Origin of the sequence: Maribacter sp. (assembly GCF_039968975.1) — a bacterium.
Classification (GTDB): Bacteria; Bacteroidota; Bacteroidia; order Flavobacteriales; family Flavobacteriaceae; genus Maribacter.
Genome location: NZ_JBDVOT010000160.1, coordinates 1 through 14,926, shown reverse-complemented (window position 1 = coordinate 14,926; position 14,926 = coordinate 1). Strand labels below are relative to the sequence as shown.

Sequence of the window (14,926 nt, the reverse complement as noted above, 5' to 3'; positions counted from 1 at the left end):
CCAGCAGTATATAGAGAATAAAAGTGCTTTTGTACGCTCGGTTAATAGCAATAAATCTATTGAAAACAGTCATGAACAAACACCTTTTACATATTGGATGATTCTAGTATTAGGTATTGTTTTCTTAGTATATTCAATCTATAAAATAAGAAGCCGAAAGAAAATACTATACGTTGCTTATGGTATACTTGGTGTAGGTTTTATTTTGTTTGTTTCATGTAAAGAAAGTAACAATAAAAATACCAGTTCAGTTCAGGTTCCAGAAAACAATGTTGCCGAAATGCGGACTTTTTTCGAGAAATTTGAACAAGTGGAGACGCATACAGATGATAATTTCTTTTACATTTCCTCTAATGGATTGCCCAAACATGATATGATGGTAGGTATAACTAATTGGCAACAACAAGTTCCTATTAAGCAAAATTATACAGGAGATAATAGTTGGGCTATTCCTATACATCCTAGAATGGCGGAGAATCCACTTTCAACTAAAACCAATTTGCTAAAAGGAGCTATAGCCGTAGCAGTAAATGGAATACCTATTTTCAATCCCTTGAATAATAGAGGAGAAGACGCCAATGCTATAGGAGAATTGGATAATTGGGGCGGTCATTGCGGTCGCGCAGATGATTACCATTACCATTTACCGCCCTTGCATTTACAGGATCAAGTAGGAGAAGGAAACCCTGTAGCTTATGCAGTAGATGGTTTCCCAGTTTATGGGAAAACATCTAAGGAGCTAGACGAGTATTTGGGTATCATGAACTCAGATGGTTCGTATGAATACCATACAATTGAAGAATACCCTTATTTCATAGCAGGTATGCGTGGGGCAGTAGTGCTTGACCCAAAAACAAAAGCTCCCGAAAACCAGGTTTCTCCACAGCCTAGAACACAAGAACTTAGACCCGCGTTAAGACCTTTAAGAGATGCTAAAATTATTGACTTTAAATCTTTAAGTGAAAATGTGTATTCTTTGACATATAGCGTAGGTTCAAAACAATATATCATAAATTACAAATGGGATAGTGAAGATAACTACACCTATGAATTTATAAATCCTGATGGTACGTCATCCTTAGAAACTTATAAGCCAAGACAAAGATGAAGTATTCAGTATATATATTCTCTTTTTTGTTTGTTTGTCTTTTTTCCTGTAAAAACACGAATACTACAGAAGTAAATCATGATGATTTTATAAGAATACATTCTGATTTTAAACTGTTTAGTAAGGCTGTGGAAAACGGTGTTTTATTAGATGCATTTAAATGTGAAAACAAAATAGACGGTGTGGAAAATTCTATTCCGCTTTCATGGGAAAATGTACCTGAAGGAACAAATTCTTTAGCCATTGTAATGTATCATTACCCTAAAACAAATAATATAAAAGAAATAAATTCTTATTTATTATTGTGGGACATTGACCCCAGTGTTACTGAAATTCCATATAAAATGGCGGCTAAAGGTGATTGGTTCATGGGTGCCAATAAAGATGGAAATGCTATTTCATATACATCTCCATGCTCTCATGGAAAAGGTAAACATGAATATACCATTGCACTATATGCATTGGCGGAAACTCCACCCAATTTACCAAAAAAGAATAGTCTAAGTGTAGATTACAATCAATTTATGAATGCAATGGCAACAATTAAAATTATTGACAGAACCACGTTGACATTTTTAGACACTAAATAAATAACTTATGAAATCAATATCCAGCATTTTGCTAATAGTTACATTTCTATCCATATCACTTATTGGTTGCAAGAATGAAAATAAGACCCCAAAAAACAATGCGACTCATCAGACAGAAATTATGGAATACAAAGGTTCTGCATCAGTTTCACAAGGATTGGCAACAGTTGAAATTGAAAACATTTATGAATGTGATAGAGGTAGAAAAGCACCAATAGGAACATCAATAGCTTTAGATGATAGTGAATGGACTGTACCAGCAATAGTTCATTTTACGGATGATAATTTTCCCTTCGCATCAGATTTATTCAATCCATGTACAAAAGTTGAATACGCCACAGCAGATAAAGCTATAGCCGAATTAGATGGCACAGACATTATAGAGGTTGATGCAGACGGAGAAGTAATTACAGCGTTTATATTTGCCGATAATTATTTTGAGATGTATATAAACGGTGTTCCTGTTGGTAAAGACAACGTACCATTTACGCAGTTTAATTCTAACATTGTTCGGTTTAAAGTAAATAAACCCTTCACTATTGCCATGAAGTTAGTGGATTGGGAAGAAAATAGTGGCCTAGGATCAGAAAGCAACAGGGGTACTAATTTTCATCCTGGAGACGGTGGCATGGTTGGCGTATTTAAAGATGCCAATAATAAGACAATAGCTACTACAAACTCAAATTGGAAAGCACAGACTTATTACACAGCACCAATTAATGACTTATTATGCGTTACAGAAAACGGTGCTTTAAGGTTAAGTGAAAATTGCAGTACAGAAGGTCCTGAAGACGGTTCCACATACTTTGCCTTGCATTGGAAAACTCCTGCAAATTGGCAAACATCTAGTTTTGATGATAGTCAATGGCCAAATGCCACTGAATATACTAATGAAATTATAGGTGTTGACAATAAACCATCATATACCAACTTTACCGATATTTTTGATGATATGGCTACCGATGCGCAATTTATATGGTCAACTAATGTAATTTTAGATAATGAGGTACTTGTTAGGTATACTGTTGAATAATTACTAATAGTAAATCAGTTATTATATACTTGAAAGCATATTATATTTACGAGTTAAACACTAAAGAACTGTTCTTAAATAAATTTTAAAACCAATATGGAAGCTACTCAAATTACCTGTATGATTGTTGACGATGAACCCATGGCTGTCAATCTGGTAGAAAGTTATGTAGAAAAGACACCATATTTAAAATTGATAAAAAAATGTAGTAGTGCCATTGAAGCTATGCAGTTTTTAAATTCAGAACAGGTAGATCTTCTTTTTCTTGATATACAAATGCCCGATTTAACAGGAATTGAATTTTCTAAAATGCTACCGAAAAATTCCAAAGTAATTTTTACCACTGCATTTGACCAATACGCTCTAGAAGGCTTTAAAGTAGAGGCTTTGGACTATTTACTTAAACCTTTTGATTATGCTGAATTCTTAACTGCTTCTAACAAAGCGTTAGAGTGGTTTACATTGGTTAGAAGTAATAATACTGTTCAAGCTAAAGAGCCTTCTCAAGAAAAAGAGTTTCTTTTTGTAAAATCAGAATACAAGCAACTACGCATTAAACTTGCAGATGTAATGTATTTTGAAGGATTAAAAGACTACATTAAAATTTGGCTTAAAGATAATCCTAAACCAATATTGACGCTAATGAGCCTTAAGAGCTTAGAAGAAGAACTACCAAAATCTCATTTCATGCGCGTTCATAGATCTTTTATAGTATCTCTAAAATATGTTGAAGTAATAGAGCGTAGCCAAATCATTATCAACAAACAACGCATTACCGTTTCTGAACAATACAAACCTCAATTTTTAGAGTATATCAATAATAACTCATTGAATACATAACATTAGTTTGTTTAGTACGAGGCATTATTATTTCTAAAAAATTACCTGAACGTTATCCTATAATTACCTTAATTGAGGTAATTATAATTTGCATCTAATTAATGCTCCCTAAGCTGAAATATTAATTTTAATTAAAATTGATATATAATGAGCAGAGGGTTTGTAAAAGAAGAAGATCAAGAGGAAATACCCATGATACCACCAAGGGCAGATTTACCTAATGGTGTAACAAACTATGTTACCTCACTAGGATATAATAATCTGTTAGCCGAAAGAAAGTCACTTACAATTGAAAAAGAATCTTTGCAAACTAATGATGAAAAGGAACTGCGTATAGCCAACAATTTAATCAGTGCAAAAATGCAATTGTTAAACGAGCGAATTTCTACTGCAAAAATTGTAGACTTAAGTAAACAACCAGAGAACGAAGTTCGTTTTGGTGCAACCGTTCTTGTAAAGATTGATAATGCTACTACCATTCAACAATTTCAAATAGTTGGTGTTGATGAAGCGAACATAGCAAAAGGTAAAATTTCATTTTTATCACCTATTGCGCGTATGTTAATATCCAAACAGGTTGGTGATACTACTTTCTTAAATTTGGGTAAGGTTAAACGTGTATTTAAGATTGTAGCTATATCTTACTCGTAATAATTACAAATTTATATTGTTGTAATCTTATGGTATATAAAATAAAAGGGACCCAATTGGGTCCCTTTTGTTTGTATTATTTAACTAAAAGTGCTTATTCTTCACTTGACATTACATCACTTAATTCTAATTTTTCATCCATAGAATTATCTACCGGTACTGAATCTTTTAAAATATTGAATTTCTCTACACGTTCCATATCATCTTCCTCACCAGAGAAATAAGGGAATACATCCATAATAGGAGATTCTGAAATAGATGGTACCGAGTATTCGCCCATAGTATCTTTCATGACACTAATGGTATTGTCATAGGCTTCTTTTACATCGTTTGCCTGTATTAGCAAATACATGTTGGTTTTACGTTCTTTACCACTTTCTTCATCAAAGGCAATTAAAGAAACTTTTGATTTAAACCAACGGTCTGAATTCTCGAACGGATGAATTTCAGCAAAATTTGCCACCTTAATATTGGTAATTTTGATTTCTTCGGTATCACTTAAGTAAGCAGACATTTCTTCGGTAATTCTACTTTCTGCTTCTGTATAAGATATAGCATCTACCAAAAAAGGTTCTGTCTTTACCTTCAACATTCCTGAAGCTTCGTCTAATTTTCTGTATTTTATTTTACACTCGTACCACGTTGCACTCATATTTTCCATTTTTTTTGGGGTGCTAAATATACTTCTTAGTCATAGTTTGCAACACCTAAAAAAGCAATAGATATTCACAATCTCAATTGAAAAATTGTAGATGCTTAAAAATTAGTTACTTATATAAAACTTAAATAAAATATTGTTTTTGGAGATAAAATTAGTGCTCAAAACAACTCGTCTTTTACCAAATCATAATAAGAATCACTCACCGGTATTATGACATCTGAAAGCAAAAGATCTCTTCCTTTCAACCCTGTAACACTGTTTTTATTTATGATATAAGATCTATGAACTCTCATAAACAACGAGCTAGGCAACTCTTGCTCTAAAGTTTTTAAGCGTTGGTTACTAACTATTTTTTTATCAACTAAATGAAATGTAACGTACTCACTATCACTAACTATATATTGTATATCTTCAAACTTTACTTTATGTAAATCGTAACCAGATTTAATAGTAAAAGAATTAGACTTTTCTACTGTATTATTAGTTTTCACCTTATTTACTGCAGTCACAAAGCGTTCAAAAGTAATTGGCTTTAAAAGGTAGTCTACGGCATTTAACTCATAACCTTCTAGGGCATATTGTGAGTAGGCAGTTGTGAATATTATTTTGGTATTTGCGTTTACCATTTTTGCAAAATCAGTACCCTTTATCTCTGGCATTTGAATGTCTAAAAACAAAAGGTCTACAGAATGCTCTTTCATAAGTTGCAATGCCTCTAACGGGTTCTCCGCTTCACCAACTAGATGTAGAAAATCTAATTTTGATATATAGGATACCAGCAGGGAACGAGCAAGTTCTTCATCATCTACTACTATACAATTTATGCTAGTCATGCAACTGTAGTTTTAGGTTTACTTTAAATGCTTTAGTGGTTTCATTTATTGTTAAATTATGTCGGTTAGGATACAAGATTGCCAAACGTTTTTTAACATTCTCTATACCAATACCACCAACATCATCTTTGGCTATTTGAACCTCTGGCTTACTATTCTCAATTTCAAAATCTATATGATTTGAAGAAGCCGTAATCTTCAAGTTAATAAAAGTGCCTGTTATCTTTTCAATATTACTGTGCTTTAAGGCATTTTCCAAAAAAGGAATCAATAACATAGGTACTATTTCTACATTTTGGTCTTCAATTGAAAAAGATGTAGTTATAGGGTATGTTTTACTACTTTTTAAACAAAACAGCTTAATATAATTTTCAATGTAATCTATCTCTTTATAGAGTGGCACTATCTCTTGCTCACACTCATACAATACATACCTAAGCATGTCTGACAAGTAACTAATACTCTTTTGTGTTCTTCCAGAATCTATGGCAGATAATGCATATATATTGTTCAAAGCATTGAAAAGAAAATGTGGATTGATCTGTGATTTCAACAGTTTTAATTCGGTCTGTAAAGCTTCGTTTCTATTTAAAATTATTTCTTCTTCTTTTCTCTGAGCAAATAAAAATAACTCTATCAAAGTGGCAATTGCAGAAGCGATAGCTATTAAAAGAAGGTTAATGAAAAATTTTGAAGGTGGTCTACGGTTGGCGGCTATACGTATTCCGTCTTCAAATCTAGGACCTCGACCAGGTCTTGGACCGGGAGTCATTTGTGTATCTAGACCTAGTACGGTATCTGGTACAACATTAGTTAAAACTAGTGTTACAACCACAACGGTAGCTATCGAAACCAAAGTAAAAGATACATATTTCTTCTTTAATAATAATTGTGGAATGGTAAAGTATATAAGTATAGCAATAACTACTATTTGGCAGATCAATGCCATAACATTTTCAGTTACAAATTGAAAATCACTACCACTAAATATCCAAGCGGTTGCCCAAATTAAAAGCCAAAGGGCTACATGAAATAAAAAGTTCTTATGTCTGTTCATGATGCAAATAAAAGGAATAAAAACTCAAACATATCTAGTAAATAGCGCTTTAAACCGGTGATAAATAAGCATTCACCATTCAAAATATAGCATTCACTTAAAACTAAACGGCAAACACTTAATACGCTCATATGGCATTCAAGTTTCTTACATCTTTGTAATGGAATTATTAATCATTAAAAATAAAACATATGAAACGTATTACTTTAAAAACAGGATTATTATTTGCTATGTTGGTCGCTTTTGGAACCGTAGCTGTAAACGCACAGTCTAAAGGGGAAAAAAGAGAAAGACCTACTTATGAAAAATTAATTAAGGAAATGGATGCCGACGAAGATGGTTTGCTTTCTAAAGAAGAAGTGAAAGGGCCTTTAAAAGATAATTTCACTGAAATTGACACCAATGAGGATGGTTACATTTCTGAAGAAGAATTTGATAATGCACCTAAACCAAAAGGGAGACCAAGAAACTAAGTGTCACTAATCATTAAAAAATAGCACAGATGAGTATTAAAAATATTAAGGTTGTTTTACCGGTTCAAAAAATACTATTGTTCTTATTTATCACTTCTTTCATTGCTTGCAGTGATGATGATAGTATTGTAGATACTGATGTAGATGATGAAATTGCAGAAGAGGAAGAAGAAGTAAGTACTACGATTGACGATAGTGATTTTGAAGCGACAGATTGGACTACGGCTACACATAGTAAAGATGCCGATCCAGATTTTGAAGAGGTATTCGAAGATAATGTTGTAAAACGCCTTGATATTGTTATTACCGAAGCTCGTTGGGAAAGTATGCTTGAAAACATGACAGAACTTTACGGTTCTTTTGGAAGTTCTGGACAATCATTACCTGGCGCAGCTACATCAACTGACGAAAATCCAATTTTTGTGCCAGTTGAAGTTTTTTATGAAGGTACAGAATGGTATAGGGTAGGAGTTCGTTTTAAAGGAAATTCTAGCTTACAATCTACTTGGCAATCTGGGAATCTAAAACTTTCACTTAAACTTGATTTTGATGAGTTTGAAGATGACTATCCACAAATAGATAATCAACGTTTTTATGGTTTTAAAAAATTAAGCCTTAAAAATAATTACGATGATAAATCTATGCTTCGTGAAAAAGTTGCTGCAGATGTATTCCGCAACGCCGGGTTAGCAGTTTCTAATACAGCTTTTTATACGCTTTACATAGATCATGGTGATGGTCCTATATATTTTGGACTTTACACACTGGTTGAAGAAGTTGACGATACTGTAATAGATGAACAATTTTCTGATAACGATGGTAACTTATATAAACCAGATGGTGATGCTGCAACTTTTGCTGCAGGTACTTATGATGAAGATGAGTATGTAAAAAAGACAAATGAAGATGAAGCAGATTTTTCAGATGTTGAAAGTCTTTTAAATATTATTAATGAAGCATCTAGAACTACAGATGCCGCAACCTGGAGATCAAATTTAGACGCAGTGCTTGACACAGATGTGTATTTAAAATATTTGGCCACCAATACGGTCATTCAAAATTGGGATACCTACGGGAGAATGTCTCACAACTATTACTTGTATAATAACCCAGATACTGATAAACTAAATTGGATTCCTTGGGATAACAATGAAGCTTTACAAGATGGAAAACAACAAGGTGCGGTAGCGTTAGATTTTTCTGATGTAAATGCATCAGAATGGCCTTTGTTGTCATACATCTATAATGATGAAGTATATCAATCAAAATATGACACTTATGTTCAAGAAGTTATAGAAGGTCCATTTAATGAAACTACAATTCAAGCTTTATATACTACTTACTCAACTTTAGTTGAACCTTATGCCACCTCTGAAAATGAGGGATATACATTCTTGAACTCTAGTGCAGATTTTCAAAATGCGATAAACGAACTTAATACCCATGCTACTAGTAGAACAGCAGCAGTTAATAGTTACTTAAACAGATAACATTTGTTGAATTTAGCCCAAAGCTTCATGAGAAATCGTGAAGCTTTTTTTAACTATCGGTGTTAATTGGGGTTGTAATAAAATTGCTAACAATGGTATTGTTCAGAAAAGTTAGAAATAAACTTTTACGCTTAGAAAAATTTAAAACATATTTCATTTACGCACTTGGGGAAATTGTGCTCATAGTACTAGGTCTCTTAATTGCTTGGAAAATTAACGACCTAAATGAAATTAGAAAAAATAGAATAGTAGAAGTAAAGATTTACAAAAGTTTAAGTCAAGAGTTAGACACAAATTTGGTTGTCTTAGATAGTGCAATTGTAGACTATACAAAGAGTATTCAAATGCTACAGAATACAATTAACTATTTAGGGAATCAACCCAGTGAACTTACACAGAAAGCAAAGTCTTTGATAGTTAATTTAAACTATGACAAAACTATAGTAAGAAATGAAGCTATTAATTCAATAAATGCCACCAGTAAGTTTGAGTTTATTGAAAGTGATAGCCTTAAAGAATTGATTGCTGCATACCCAAATGAATTAGATAGCTTCAATAACCAGCAAAGTAAAATAGAAAATATAATAACAGAAAGGCTAAAGCCATTAATAGAAAAACATATTTCATTATTAGAAATTTTACCTAAAAACAGTTACAGCTATCAGCGTGTTAAAAATTACGGCATTCAATCTAACTACCCAGATTTATTGGAGAACAGGGAATATCAAAACGGGGTTATAGACCGGCTCATACAAACTAAAAATCAATTGGTCATAGCTAAAAACTTAAGGCATAAAACGGAAAATATTGCAACAAAATTAAATCAAGAATTACACAGACCTTAATCATATTTAATTATTAATCTAAAAATAATATCATGATACAACAAAATAAATATTCAATTCTGGCTTTCGCTTCTTTTACGTTCTTAGCATTAAATTTTGGTAGTTGTAGTAGTGATGATTCATCACTAGACGAAGATATAACAATAGATGAAAATGACGATACAGAAACGTCTACCGATGATTTTGCCATAAATGTTGACGCTTCGTATTTTTTAACTAGTGACGGTACGGTTACTATAACCACAGTACCCTGTACACTTTCAGATGGTACTTCTACAGATTGTTATGAAATAGTAACCAATAGTCTGCCTTCTGATCACAATATGGGTCCGTGGTGCCCTGGCAATATTTCTGATGATGCTACAGCCGGCGGTATTTGGTTAGAAGGCGGGGAAGTTTATGATGTAGACGGCGCTTTCGTAGAAAATATGGCTGAATTTTATAATGACTCTAATTGGTTAATGTACGATGCAAATGGCGATATCTATATTACAGATACTGAAGATGACTGCATTAACGCTGCAAATCCAGATGTTGGTGAAGGATATGAAAACTTCTGTGTAGAATGTCTTCCGTCTTATATTACCAACCTTTCACAAACATTTACTATTCCTGTTACTCCCGTTGCGCAATCTACAGATGTGTACTTTTCAACTGCCGGTCAAGGTGGCGGTCCAGGTACTGTTAGCACTTTACCATCTACACGTGGGGTTGCTTTAAACGGAATAGAATTTTCTGCTCCGGCACCTACAGATAATATTCTAGGCGCTTATACACTTGCTCCTTTTGATGATGCCGGCGGACATATCAATGTACATCAAGGATACCATTATCATGCAGCTACGGGCTTTAGTACTACTATTACGCAAGAAGACGGTCATGCCGCTTTAATAGGATACGCCATGGATGGTTATGGTATTTATGAATATACGGATGCCGATGGTAATGCGCCTACAGGATTAGATGATTTACGCGGTCACACGGATGACACTCGCGGTTATCATTACCATGTAGACGAAGCAGGAAATAATAATTTCATTAATGGATTACACGGTGCTTACGCCGAATAAAAATAGTGGTATGAAAAAATATATCTTATTAATAGTTATAGTGTGTTCATCAGCTATAAGCTTTGCTCATAGCCCTGATGCTTCTACTATAGTTCTAGCAGAACAGAAGAATAGTACTTGGGTCTTACAAATAAACGCATCGCTAACAGCTTTTCAACAAGAAGTTAGAACTCATTTTGCCGATACACCTTATAAAACACCCGAAGAATTTCAAGAAATGGTATTAGCACATATCAAGAATAATTTACTTATTTCCTTTAATAACGGTGAACAAATAACTTTGGGTAAGGGTATTGTAAAACTTGGACATGAGACAAAAGTCATTTTTGAAATAAAAGATATACCAGCCTCAATTGAGTCTGCAGTAATTTCTAATAAGGTGTTTACCGATATCAGTAGAAACCAAAGTGTATTAATGGTTTTTAAAGAAGGTTTTGTAAAAGATCATTTCAATTTAAACCAAGCTAATGACCATACTATTGCACTCTTGGTCAAAGACAATAAGTTCGTTGAAACGGCGCAACAGAATGCAAATATCTCACCTTCATTGATTATAATCTTTCTATTGGCATTTATGGGGTTAGGATATTTGATTAAAAAAATGCTTGAATTAAAAACGAAGTCTACTTTTCAAGATGATTAATCTTATTTATATGATTGATTCACTTAAACAATATGGTCATTCGCTGATTTTATAAATATTGCAAACAACTAATTACTAGTATTGTACCAAATAAAATCGACAAATAAAATTTAAACTTACTTGTTATGAGAAAAAAAATATTTAAAAGAGTTCCCTCTATATCCATCGTTTTGGCATTATCCTTTATCACCTTAATTGCTTGTAGTAGCGATAGTGTTGATGATGGTGTACTAGAAGATATAGCTTCAGATGATTCTAGTACCGATTCTGATGATGATGAAATTGCTACAGAACTTCATGCTGCGTATGCTGCTTTTAATACAGATGCTGTTACCATTTATTTAGATGGTTCTGAAGTTGTTATTGAAACTACAGGTTTACCAAATCATGAGACAGTGTATTGGGGAGAAGGTAATTCTTTATATAGAGATGAACCAGATGTAGACAGAACACCCAGTATTATGTCTAGTAATAACAATGCCGTTACTATTAGAGTTGATGCTACCCCTGATTTATCCGGTAATACCGTGGCTACAGATTTTGACACGATAGGTATAGCCGTTAGTGGATCGTCTATTTTTAATGATCAAGAAGGTGGAGGAGCATTAGATGCTGCAGCAGCTAGTTTAGATTGGACAGGAGCGCATATTGGCCCTGGAGTTTATCATTATCACCTAGAACCAAAAGCTTTTTCAGATGATGATGACAATTTAGTAGGTATTCTTTTAGATGGTGTATTTCTATATGGACGAAAATGTAGTGCTACCGGAGATTATCCTACAGACTTAGATGCTTCTGGCGGTCATACATCAACAACACAGTATTCTGATGGTGAAGAAGAATATCACTATCACATCATTAACGAAGTTTATTCAACAACTGGTTCCTACTTAGCATTTGCAGGACCTTACCAAGGATTTTAAAATCATGAAAACAACAGGTATCTTTTCTATAGTTTGTTTTACATTTCTTACTATGAACAGTTGTAAAAACACGACTGAATCCTTTAATAACAAAGAAGAAGTTATTGTTGTAGAAGATGTTACAAAATTTAAGGAAGAGTTAGAACTCAACCAATTAGAAGGTACTTGGTATTATAAAAACTCACCTTATGACGGTTATGCATTAACCTTACACGAGAATGGGCAATTGGCTGAAAAGGTGGGTTTCATTGATGGCAAAAGACAAGGTGTTGCGCAACGGTTTTCTACAACCGGTGCATTGCGGGTAGAATATCACTACAAAGACAATCGTTTAGAAGGATCTTATAAAACCTGGTGGGAAAACGGACAACTTGCACAAGAGGCTAATTATGTTAATGGTAACATGAATGGCATTGAGAAAAAATGGTATACAAACGGTCAATTGGCAAAAGAAAGACAATTGGTCAACGGTAGGGAAGAGGGTTTACAAAAAGCTTGGCTTCAAAATGGCACCTTGTATGTAAATTACGAAGCTAAAAACGGACGCATATTTGGATTAAGAAGAGCAAATTCTTGTTACCAATTAGAAGATGAAGCTGTGGTTAGATCAGAAAATGAATTATTATGAGAAAGACTCTATTTTATATAGTTGCCATTTTGGTTTTTACGGGTTGCAAACAGACAATAAAAAAAGAGAATATACAGGTAACCGAAACCAGTAGGGTAGAGCACTTACCCTATTATAGCGATGAATCTTTTACACCACATTGGTTGACACCAAATACTGAGGAGGAAAAGCAATTTCATAAAATTCCAGATTTTAAACTTGTTGATCAACTAGGAGATACGCTGACCCAAAAATCATTTGATAATAAAATATATATTACTGATTTCTTTTTTACTACCTGTCCTGGTATTTGTTTGAAGATGACCAATAATATGACCAAAGTACAAGATGCATTTTTAGATAACCCTGAAGTAGCTATTCTTTCTCATTCCGTAACTCCGTCCATTGATTCTGTTTCGGTTCTTAAAACCTATGCTGAAAAGAACGGAGTAATAAACTCAAAATGGCACTTAGTAACTGGAGATAAAACTGAGATTTATAACCTGGGCAGAAACGAATATTTTGTAGAAAACGACTTAGGAATTCCAAAGGATATTAATGACTTTCTACACACAGAAAACTTCTTATTGATTGATAAGAACAAACATATTAGAGGAATCTACAACGGATTAAACAGAGCATCTATTGCACAATTAATAACCGATGTAAATGCATTGTTAGAGGAGAGTTAACGTCAATAAATAAGATATTTGACACATAAAAAGCCCGTAAACAATAGTTCACGGGCTTCTTAATTTATTTATAAGATGCTTTTACTTTAAAGCAGCTAATAATTTCTCTGCTACAGCTTCAGATGAAGCCGGGTTTTGACCCGTAATAAGATTTCCATCCTGTAAAGCGTATGCAGCCCAATCTTCTTTCTTAGAGTAGATTCCGCCATTTTCTTGTAGCATGTCTTCAACCAAGAAAGGAACCACCTCAGTTAATTGTACAGCTGCTTCTTCACTATTGGTGAATCCGGTTACTTTCTTACCTTTCACTAATGGTTGACCATCAGTTCCTTTAACACCTTTTAATGCTGCTGGAGCGTGACAAACAAATGCAACTGGTTTTTCTTGTTCATTAAATGTTTCTATCAATTTAATTGAAGTAGCATCATTAGCTAAATCCCATAACGGTCCGTGACCACCTGGGTAGAAAACTGCATCAAAATCAGCGGCATTTACATCTGCTAATTTTTTAGTGTTGTTGATTACGTTTTGAGCATCTTTGTCTTCCTTATAACGCTTTGTATCTTTTGTTTGTGCGTCTTCAGAATCACTACTTGGGTCAGTAGGTGCTTGCCCTCCTTTTGGTGTTGCAACAGTAATTTCAGCACCTTTATCTAATAAAGCATAATACGGAGCCGCAAATTCTTCAATCCAAAATCCTGTTTTTTTTCCTGTGTCTCCTAATTCATCATGAGACGTTAATACAAATAATATTTTCATTTCTTTTTATTTTAAGTTATTGATTTACAACATATTTATGCTCTAAACTTTCACTATCATTTTACCTTTATTTTTACCATCCATCATATCTAAGAATGCCTGTGGTGTATTGTCAAAACCTTCAACTACAGTTTCTTTATACTTTAATTTACCTTCACCCAGCCAAGTTGCCAATTGTTTCATAGCTACAGGAAATTTTTCTGCGTAATTAGAAACAATGAACCCTTGCATTAAAGCACTATTTTTAACCAAGAAAGGTTGAACAGCGACTGCCATAGGAGTTTCTGTCTTATTATATACAGAAATAGCACCACAGATAATAATACGGGCAAATTGATTGATGTTATATAACACGGCATCAGATATTGGTCCACCTACATTATCAAAGTAGATATCCACTCCATTAGGAGCCGCTGCTTCAATAGCAGATTTCATATCCTTGGTAGTTTTATAATTGATGCTATGATCAAAACCGAATTCAGTTTTCAACATATCTATTTTTTCATCTGATCCGGCAATACCGATAACATTCAATCCTAGAATTTTACCAATTTGTCCTACTACGCTACCAACGGCACCGGCAGCACCAGAAACCACTAAGGTTTCTCCTTTGTTAGGTTTTCCTATTTCATGAAGACCTAAAAATGCCGT

The 14,926-nt window shown here is 33.6% G+C and carries 18 protein-coding genes; 13 read left to right on the top strand and 5 right to left on the bottom strand.

Annotation, left to right across the window (positions count from 1 at the left end; all coding sequences use genetic code 11):
- The 5 genes from ABJI11_RS11005 to ABJI11_RS10985 all read left to right on the top strand — a co-directional run.
- On the top strand, window positions 1-1,108 hold a 1,108-nt coding region (locus ABJI11_RS11005), incomplete at its 5' end, for a YHYH protein (RefSeq protein ID WP_348352086.1).
- Window positions 1,105-1,698, top strand: a complete 594-nt coding sequence (locus ABJI11_RS11000; protein WP_348352084.1) for a YbhB/YbcL family Raf kinase inhibitor-like protein — start codon at window positions 1,105-1,107, stop codon at window positions 1,696-1,698. The genes ABJI11_RS11005 and ABJI11_RS11000, both read left to right, overlap by 4 nt.
- 7 nt (window positions 1,699-1,705) lie before the next feature.
- Window positions 1,706-2,731: a hypothetical protein gene (locus tag ABJI11_RS10995; RefSeq protein WP_348352082.1), complete on the top strand. Its 1,026-nt coding sequence runs from the start codon at window positions 1,706-1,708 to the stop codon at window positions 2,729-2,731.
- A gap of 96 nt (window positions 2,732-2,827) precedes the next feature.
- The gene (locus ABJI11_RS10990) at window positions 2,828-3,571 is read left to right on the top strand and encodes a LytTR family DNA-binding domain-containing protein (protein ID WP_348352080.1); all 744 of its coding nucleotides are present in this window, start codon (window positions 2,828-2,830) and stop codon (window positions 3,569-3,571) included.
- Between the two features lie 147 nt (window positions 3,572-3,718).
- A complete protein-coding gene (locus ABJI11_RS10985) occupies window positions 3,719-4,222 on the top strand; it encodes a GreA/GreB family elongation factor (RefSeq protein ID WP_348352078.1) in 504 nt (167 codons plus the stop codon).
- 94 nt (window positions 4,223-4,316) lie between these two features.
- Here the strand turns inward: ABJI11_RS10985 and ABJI11_RS10980 are convergent, their stop codons facing one another.
- The 3 genes from ABJI11_RS10980 to ABJI11_RS10970 all read right to left on the bottom strand — a co-directional run bounded on the left by ABJI11_RS10980 (window position 4,317) and on the right by ABJI11_RS10970 (window position 6,773).
- Entirely contained in the window at window positions 4,317-4,874 is a 558-nt protein-coding gene (locus ABJI11_RS10980; protein ID WP_348352076.1) for a DUF4494 domain-containing protein, read from the bottom strand.
- A 167-nt stretch (window positions 4,875-5,041) separates the two neighbouring features.
- A complete protein-coding gene (locus ABJI11_RS10975; RefSeq protein ID WP_348352074.1) occupies window positions 5,042-5,716 on the bottom strand; it encodes a LytTR family DNA-binding domain-containing protein in 675 nt (224 codons plus the stop codon).
- Window positions 5,709-6,773 (bottom strand): histidine kinase, encoded by a 1,065-nt coding sequence (locus ABJI11_RS10970; protein WP_348352072.1) that lies wholly within the window; start codon window positions 6,771-6,773, stop codon window positions 5,709-5,711. Before ABJI11_RS10970 ends, ABJI11_RS10975 begins: the two co-directional genes overlap by 8 nt.
- A 191-nt stretch (window positions 6,774-6,964) precedes the next feature.
- On the opposite strand from ABJI11_RS10970, the gene ABJI11_RS10965 reads away from it, so the two are divergent.
- The 8 genes from ABJI11_RS10965 (at window position 6,965) to ABJI11_RS10930 (ending at window position 13,516) form a co-directional block, all read left to right on the top strand.
- Window positions 6,965-7,246: an EF-hand domain-containing protein gene (locus tag ABJI11_RS10965; RefSeq protein ID WP_276492927.1), complete on the top strand. Its 282-nt coding sequence runs from the start codon at window positions 6,965-6,967 to the stop codon at window positions 7,244-7,246.
- A gap of 29 nt (window positions 7,247-7,275) precedes the next feature.
- On the top strand, window positions 7,276-8,736 hold the full coding sequence (locus ABJI11_RS10960) for a CotH kinase family protein (protein ID WP_348352070.1): 1,461 nt from the start codon (window positions 7,276-7,278) through the stop codon (window positions 8,734-8,736).
- Window positions 8,737-8,828: 92 nt separating this feature from the next.
- The gene (locus ABJI11_RS10955; RefSeq protein ID WP_348352068.1) at window positions 8,829-9,581 is read left to right on the top strand and encodes a hypothetical protein; all 753 of its coding nucleotides are present in this window, start codon (window positions 8,829-8,831) and stop codon (window positions 9,579-9,581) included.
- Window positions 9,582-9,613: 32 nt separating this feature from the next.
- Complete coding sequence (locus ABJI11_RS10950; protein WP_348352066.1) at window positions 9,614-10,651, top strand: YHYH protein; 1,038 nt, start codon at window positions 9,614-9,616, stop codon at window positions 10,649-10,651.
- A 10-nt stretch (window positions 10,652-10,661) separates the two neighbouring features.
- Window positions 10,662-11,294, top strand: coding sequence for a hypothetical protein (locus ABJI11_RS10945; RefSeq protein WP_348352064.1), 633 nt, complete (start codon window positions 10,662-10,664; stop codon window positions 11,292-11,294).
- A gap of 125 nt (window positions 11,295-11,419) precedes the next feature.
- Entirely contained in the window at window positions 11,420-12,217 is a 798-nt protein-coding gene (locus ABJI11_RS10940) for a YHYH protein (RefSeq protein WP_348352062.1), read from the top strand.
- A gap of 52 nt (window positions 12,218-12,269) precedes the next feature.
- Window positions 12,270-12,845 carry a toxin-antitoxin system YwqK family antitoxin gene (locus ABJI11_RS10935; RefSeq protein WP_348352060.1) on the top strand — a complete coding sequence of 192 codons (576 nt, stop codon included), beginning with the start codon at window positions 12,270-12,272 and terminating at the stop codon, window positions 12,843-12,845.
- Window positions 12,842-13,516 (top strand): SCO family protein, encoded by a 675-nt coding sequence (locus tag ABJI11_RS10930; RefSeq protein WP_348352058.1) that lies wholly within the window; start codon window positions 12,842-12,844, stop codon window positions 13,514-13,516. The genes ABJI11_RS10935 and ABJI11_RS10930 overlap by 4 nt, the downstream gene beginning before the upstream one ends.
- Before the next feature lie 81 nt (window positions 13,517-13,597).
- Here the strand turns inward: ABJI11_RS10930 and ABJI11_RS10925 are convergent, their stop codons facing one another.
- Window positions 13,598-14,275 (bottom strand): type 1 glutamine amidotransferase domain-containing protein, encoded by a 678-nt coding sequence (locus ABJI11_RS10925; protein ID WP_348352056.1) that lies wholly within the window; start codon window positions 14,273-14,275, stop codon window positions 13,598-13,600.
- A 42-nt stretch (window positions 14,276-14,317) separates the two neighbouring features.
- A partial coding sequence (locus tag ABJI11_RS10920; protein WP_348352054.1) for an NADP-dependent oxidoreductase occupies window positions 14,318-14,926 on the bottom strand: 609 nt, incomplete at its 5' end.

Coding starts and splice junctions, on each gene's coding strand:
- ABJI11_RS10925 (WP_348352056.1), bottom strand. CDS start 14,275: ATGAAAATATTATTTGTATTAACGTCTCATGATGAATTAGGAGACACA.
- ABJI11_RS10940 (WP_348352062.1), top strand. CDS start 11,420: ATGAGAAAAAAAATATTTAAAAGAGTTCCCTCTATATCCATCGTTTTG.
- ABJI11_RS10945 (WP_348352064.1), top strand. CDS start 10,662: ATGAAAAAATATATCTTATTAATAGTTATAGTGTGTTCATCAGCTATA.
- ABJI11_RS10985 (WP_348352078.1), top strand. CDS start 3,719: ATGAGCAGAGGGTTTGTAAAAGAAGAAGATCAAGAGGAAATACCCATG.
- ABJI11_RS10980 (WP_348352076.1), bottom strand. CDS start 4,874: ATGAGTGCAACGTGGTACGAGTGTAAAATAAAATACAGAAAATTAGAC.
- ABJI11_RS10965 (WP_276492927.1), top strand. CDS start 6,965: ATGAAACGTATTACTTTAAAAACAGGATTATTATTTGCTATGTTGGTC.
- ABJI11_RS10970 (WP_348352072.1), bottom strand. CDS start 6,773: ATGAACAGACATAAGAACTTTTTATTTCATGTAGCCCTTTGGCTTTTA.
- ABJI11_RS10955 (WP_348352068.1), top strand. CDS start 8,829: ATGGTATTGTTCAGAAAAGTTAGAAATAAACTTTTACGCTTAGAAAAA.
- ABJI11_RS10960 (WP_348352070.1), top strand. CDS start 7,276: ATGAGTATTAAAAATATTAAGGTTGTTTTACCGGTTCAAAAAATACTA.
- ABJI11_RS10990 (WP_348352080.1), top strand. CDS start 2,828: ATGGAAGCTACTCAAATTACCTGTATGATTGTTGACGATGAACCCATG.
- ABJI11_RS10995 (WP_348352082.1), top strand. CDS start 1,706: ATGAAATCAATATCCAGCATTTTGCTAATAGTTACATTTCTATCCATA.
- ABJI11_RS11000 (WP_348352084.1), top strand. CDS start 1,105: ATGAAGTATTCAGTATATATATTCTCTTTTTTGTTTGTTTGTCTTTTT.
- ABJI11_RS10950 (WP_348352066.1), top strand. CDS start 9,614: ATGATACAACAAAATAAATATTCAATTCTGGCTTTCGCTTCTTTTACG.
- ABJI11_RS10975 (WP_348352074.1), bottom strand. CDS start 5,716: ATGACTAGCATAAATTGTATAGTAGTAGATGATGAAGAACTTGCTCGT.
- ABJI11_RS10930 (WP_348352058.1), top strand. CDS start 12,842: ATGAGAAAGACTCTATTTTATATAGTTGCCATTTTGGTTTTTACGGGT.
- ABJI11_RS10935 (WP_348352060.1), top strand. CDS start 12,270: ATGAACAGTTGTAAAAACACGACTGAATCCTTTAATAACAAAGAAGAA.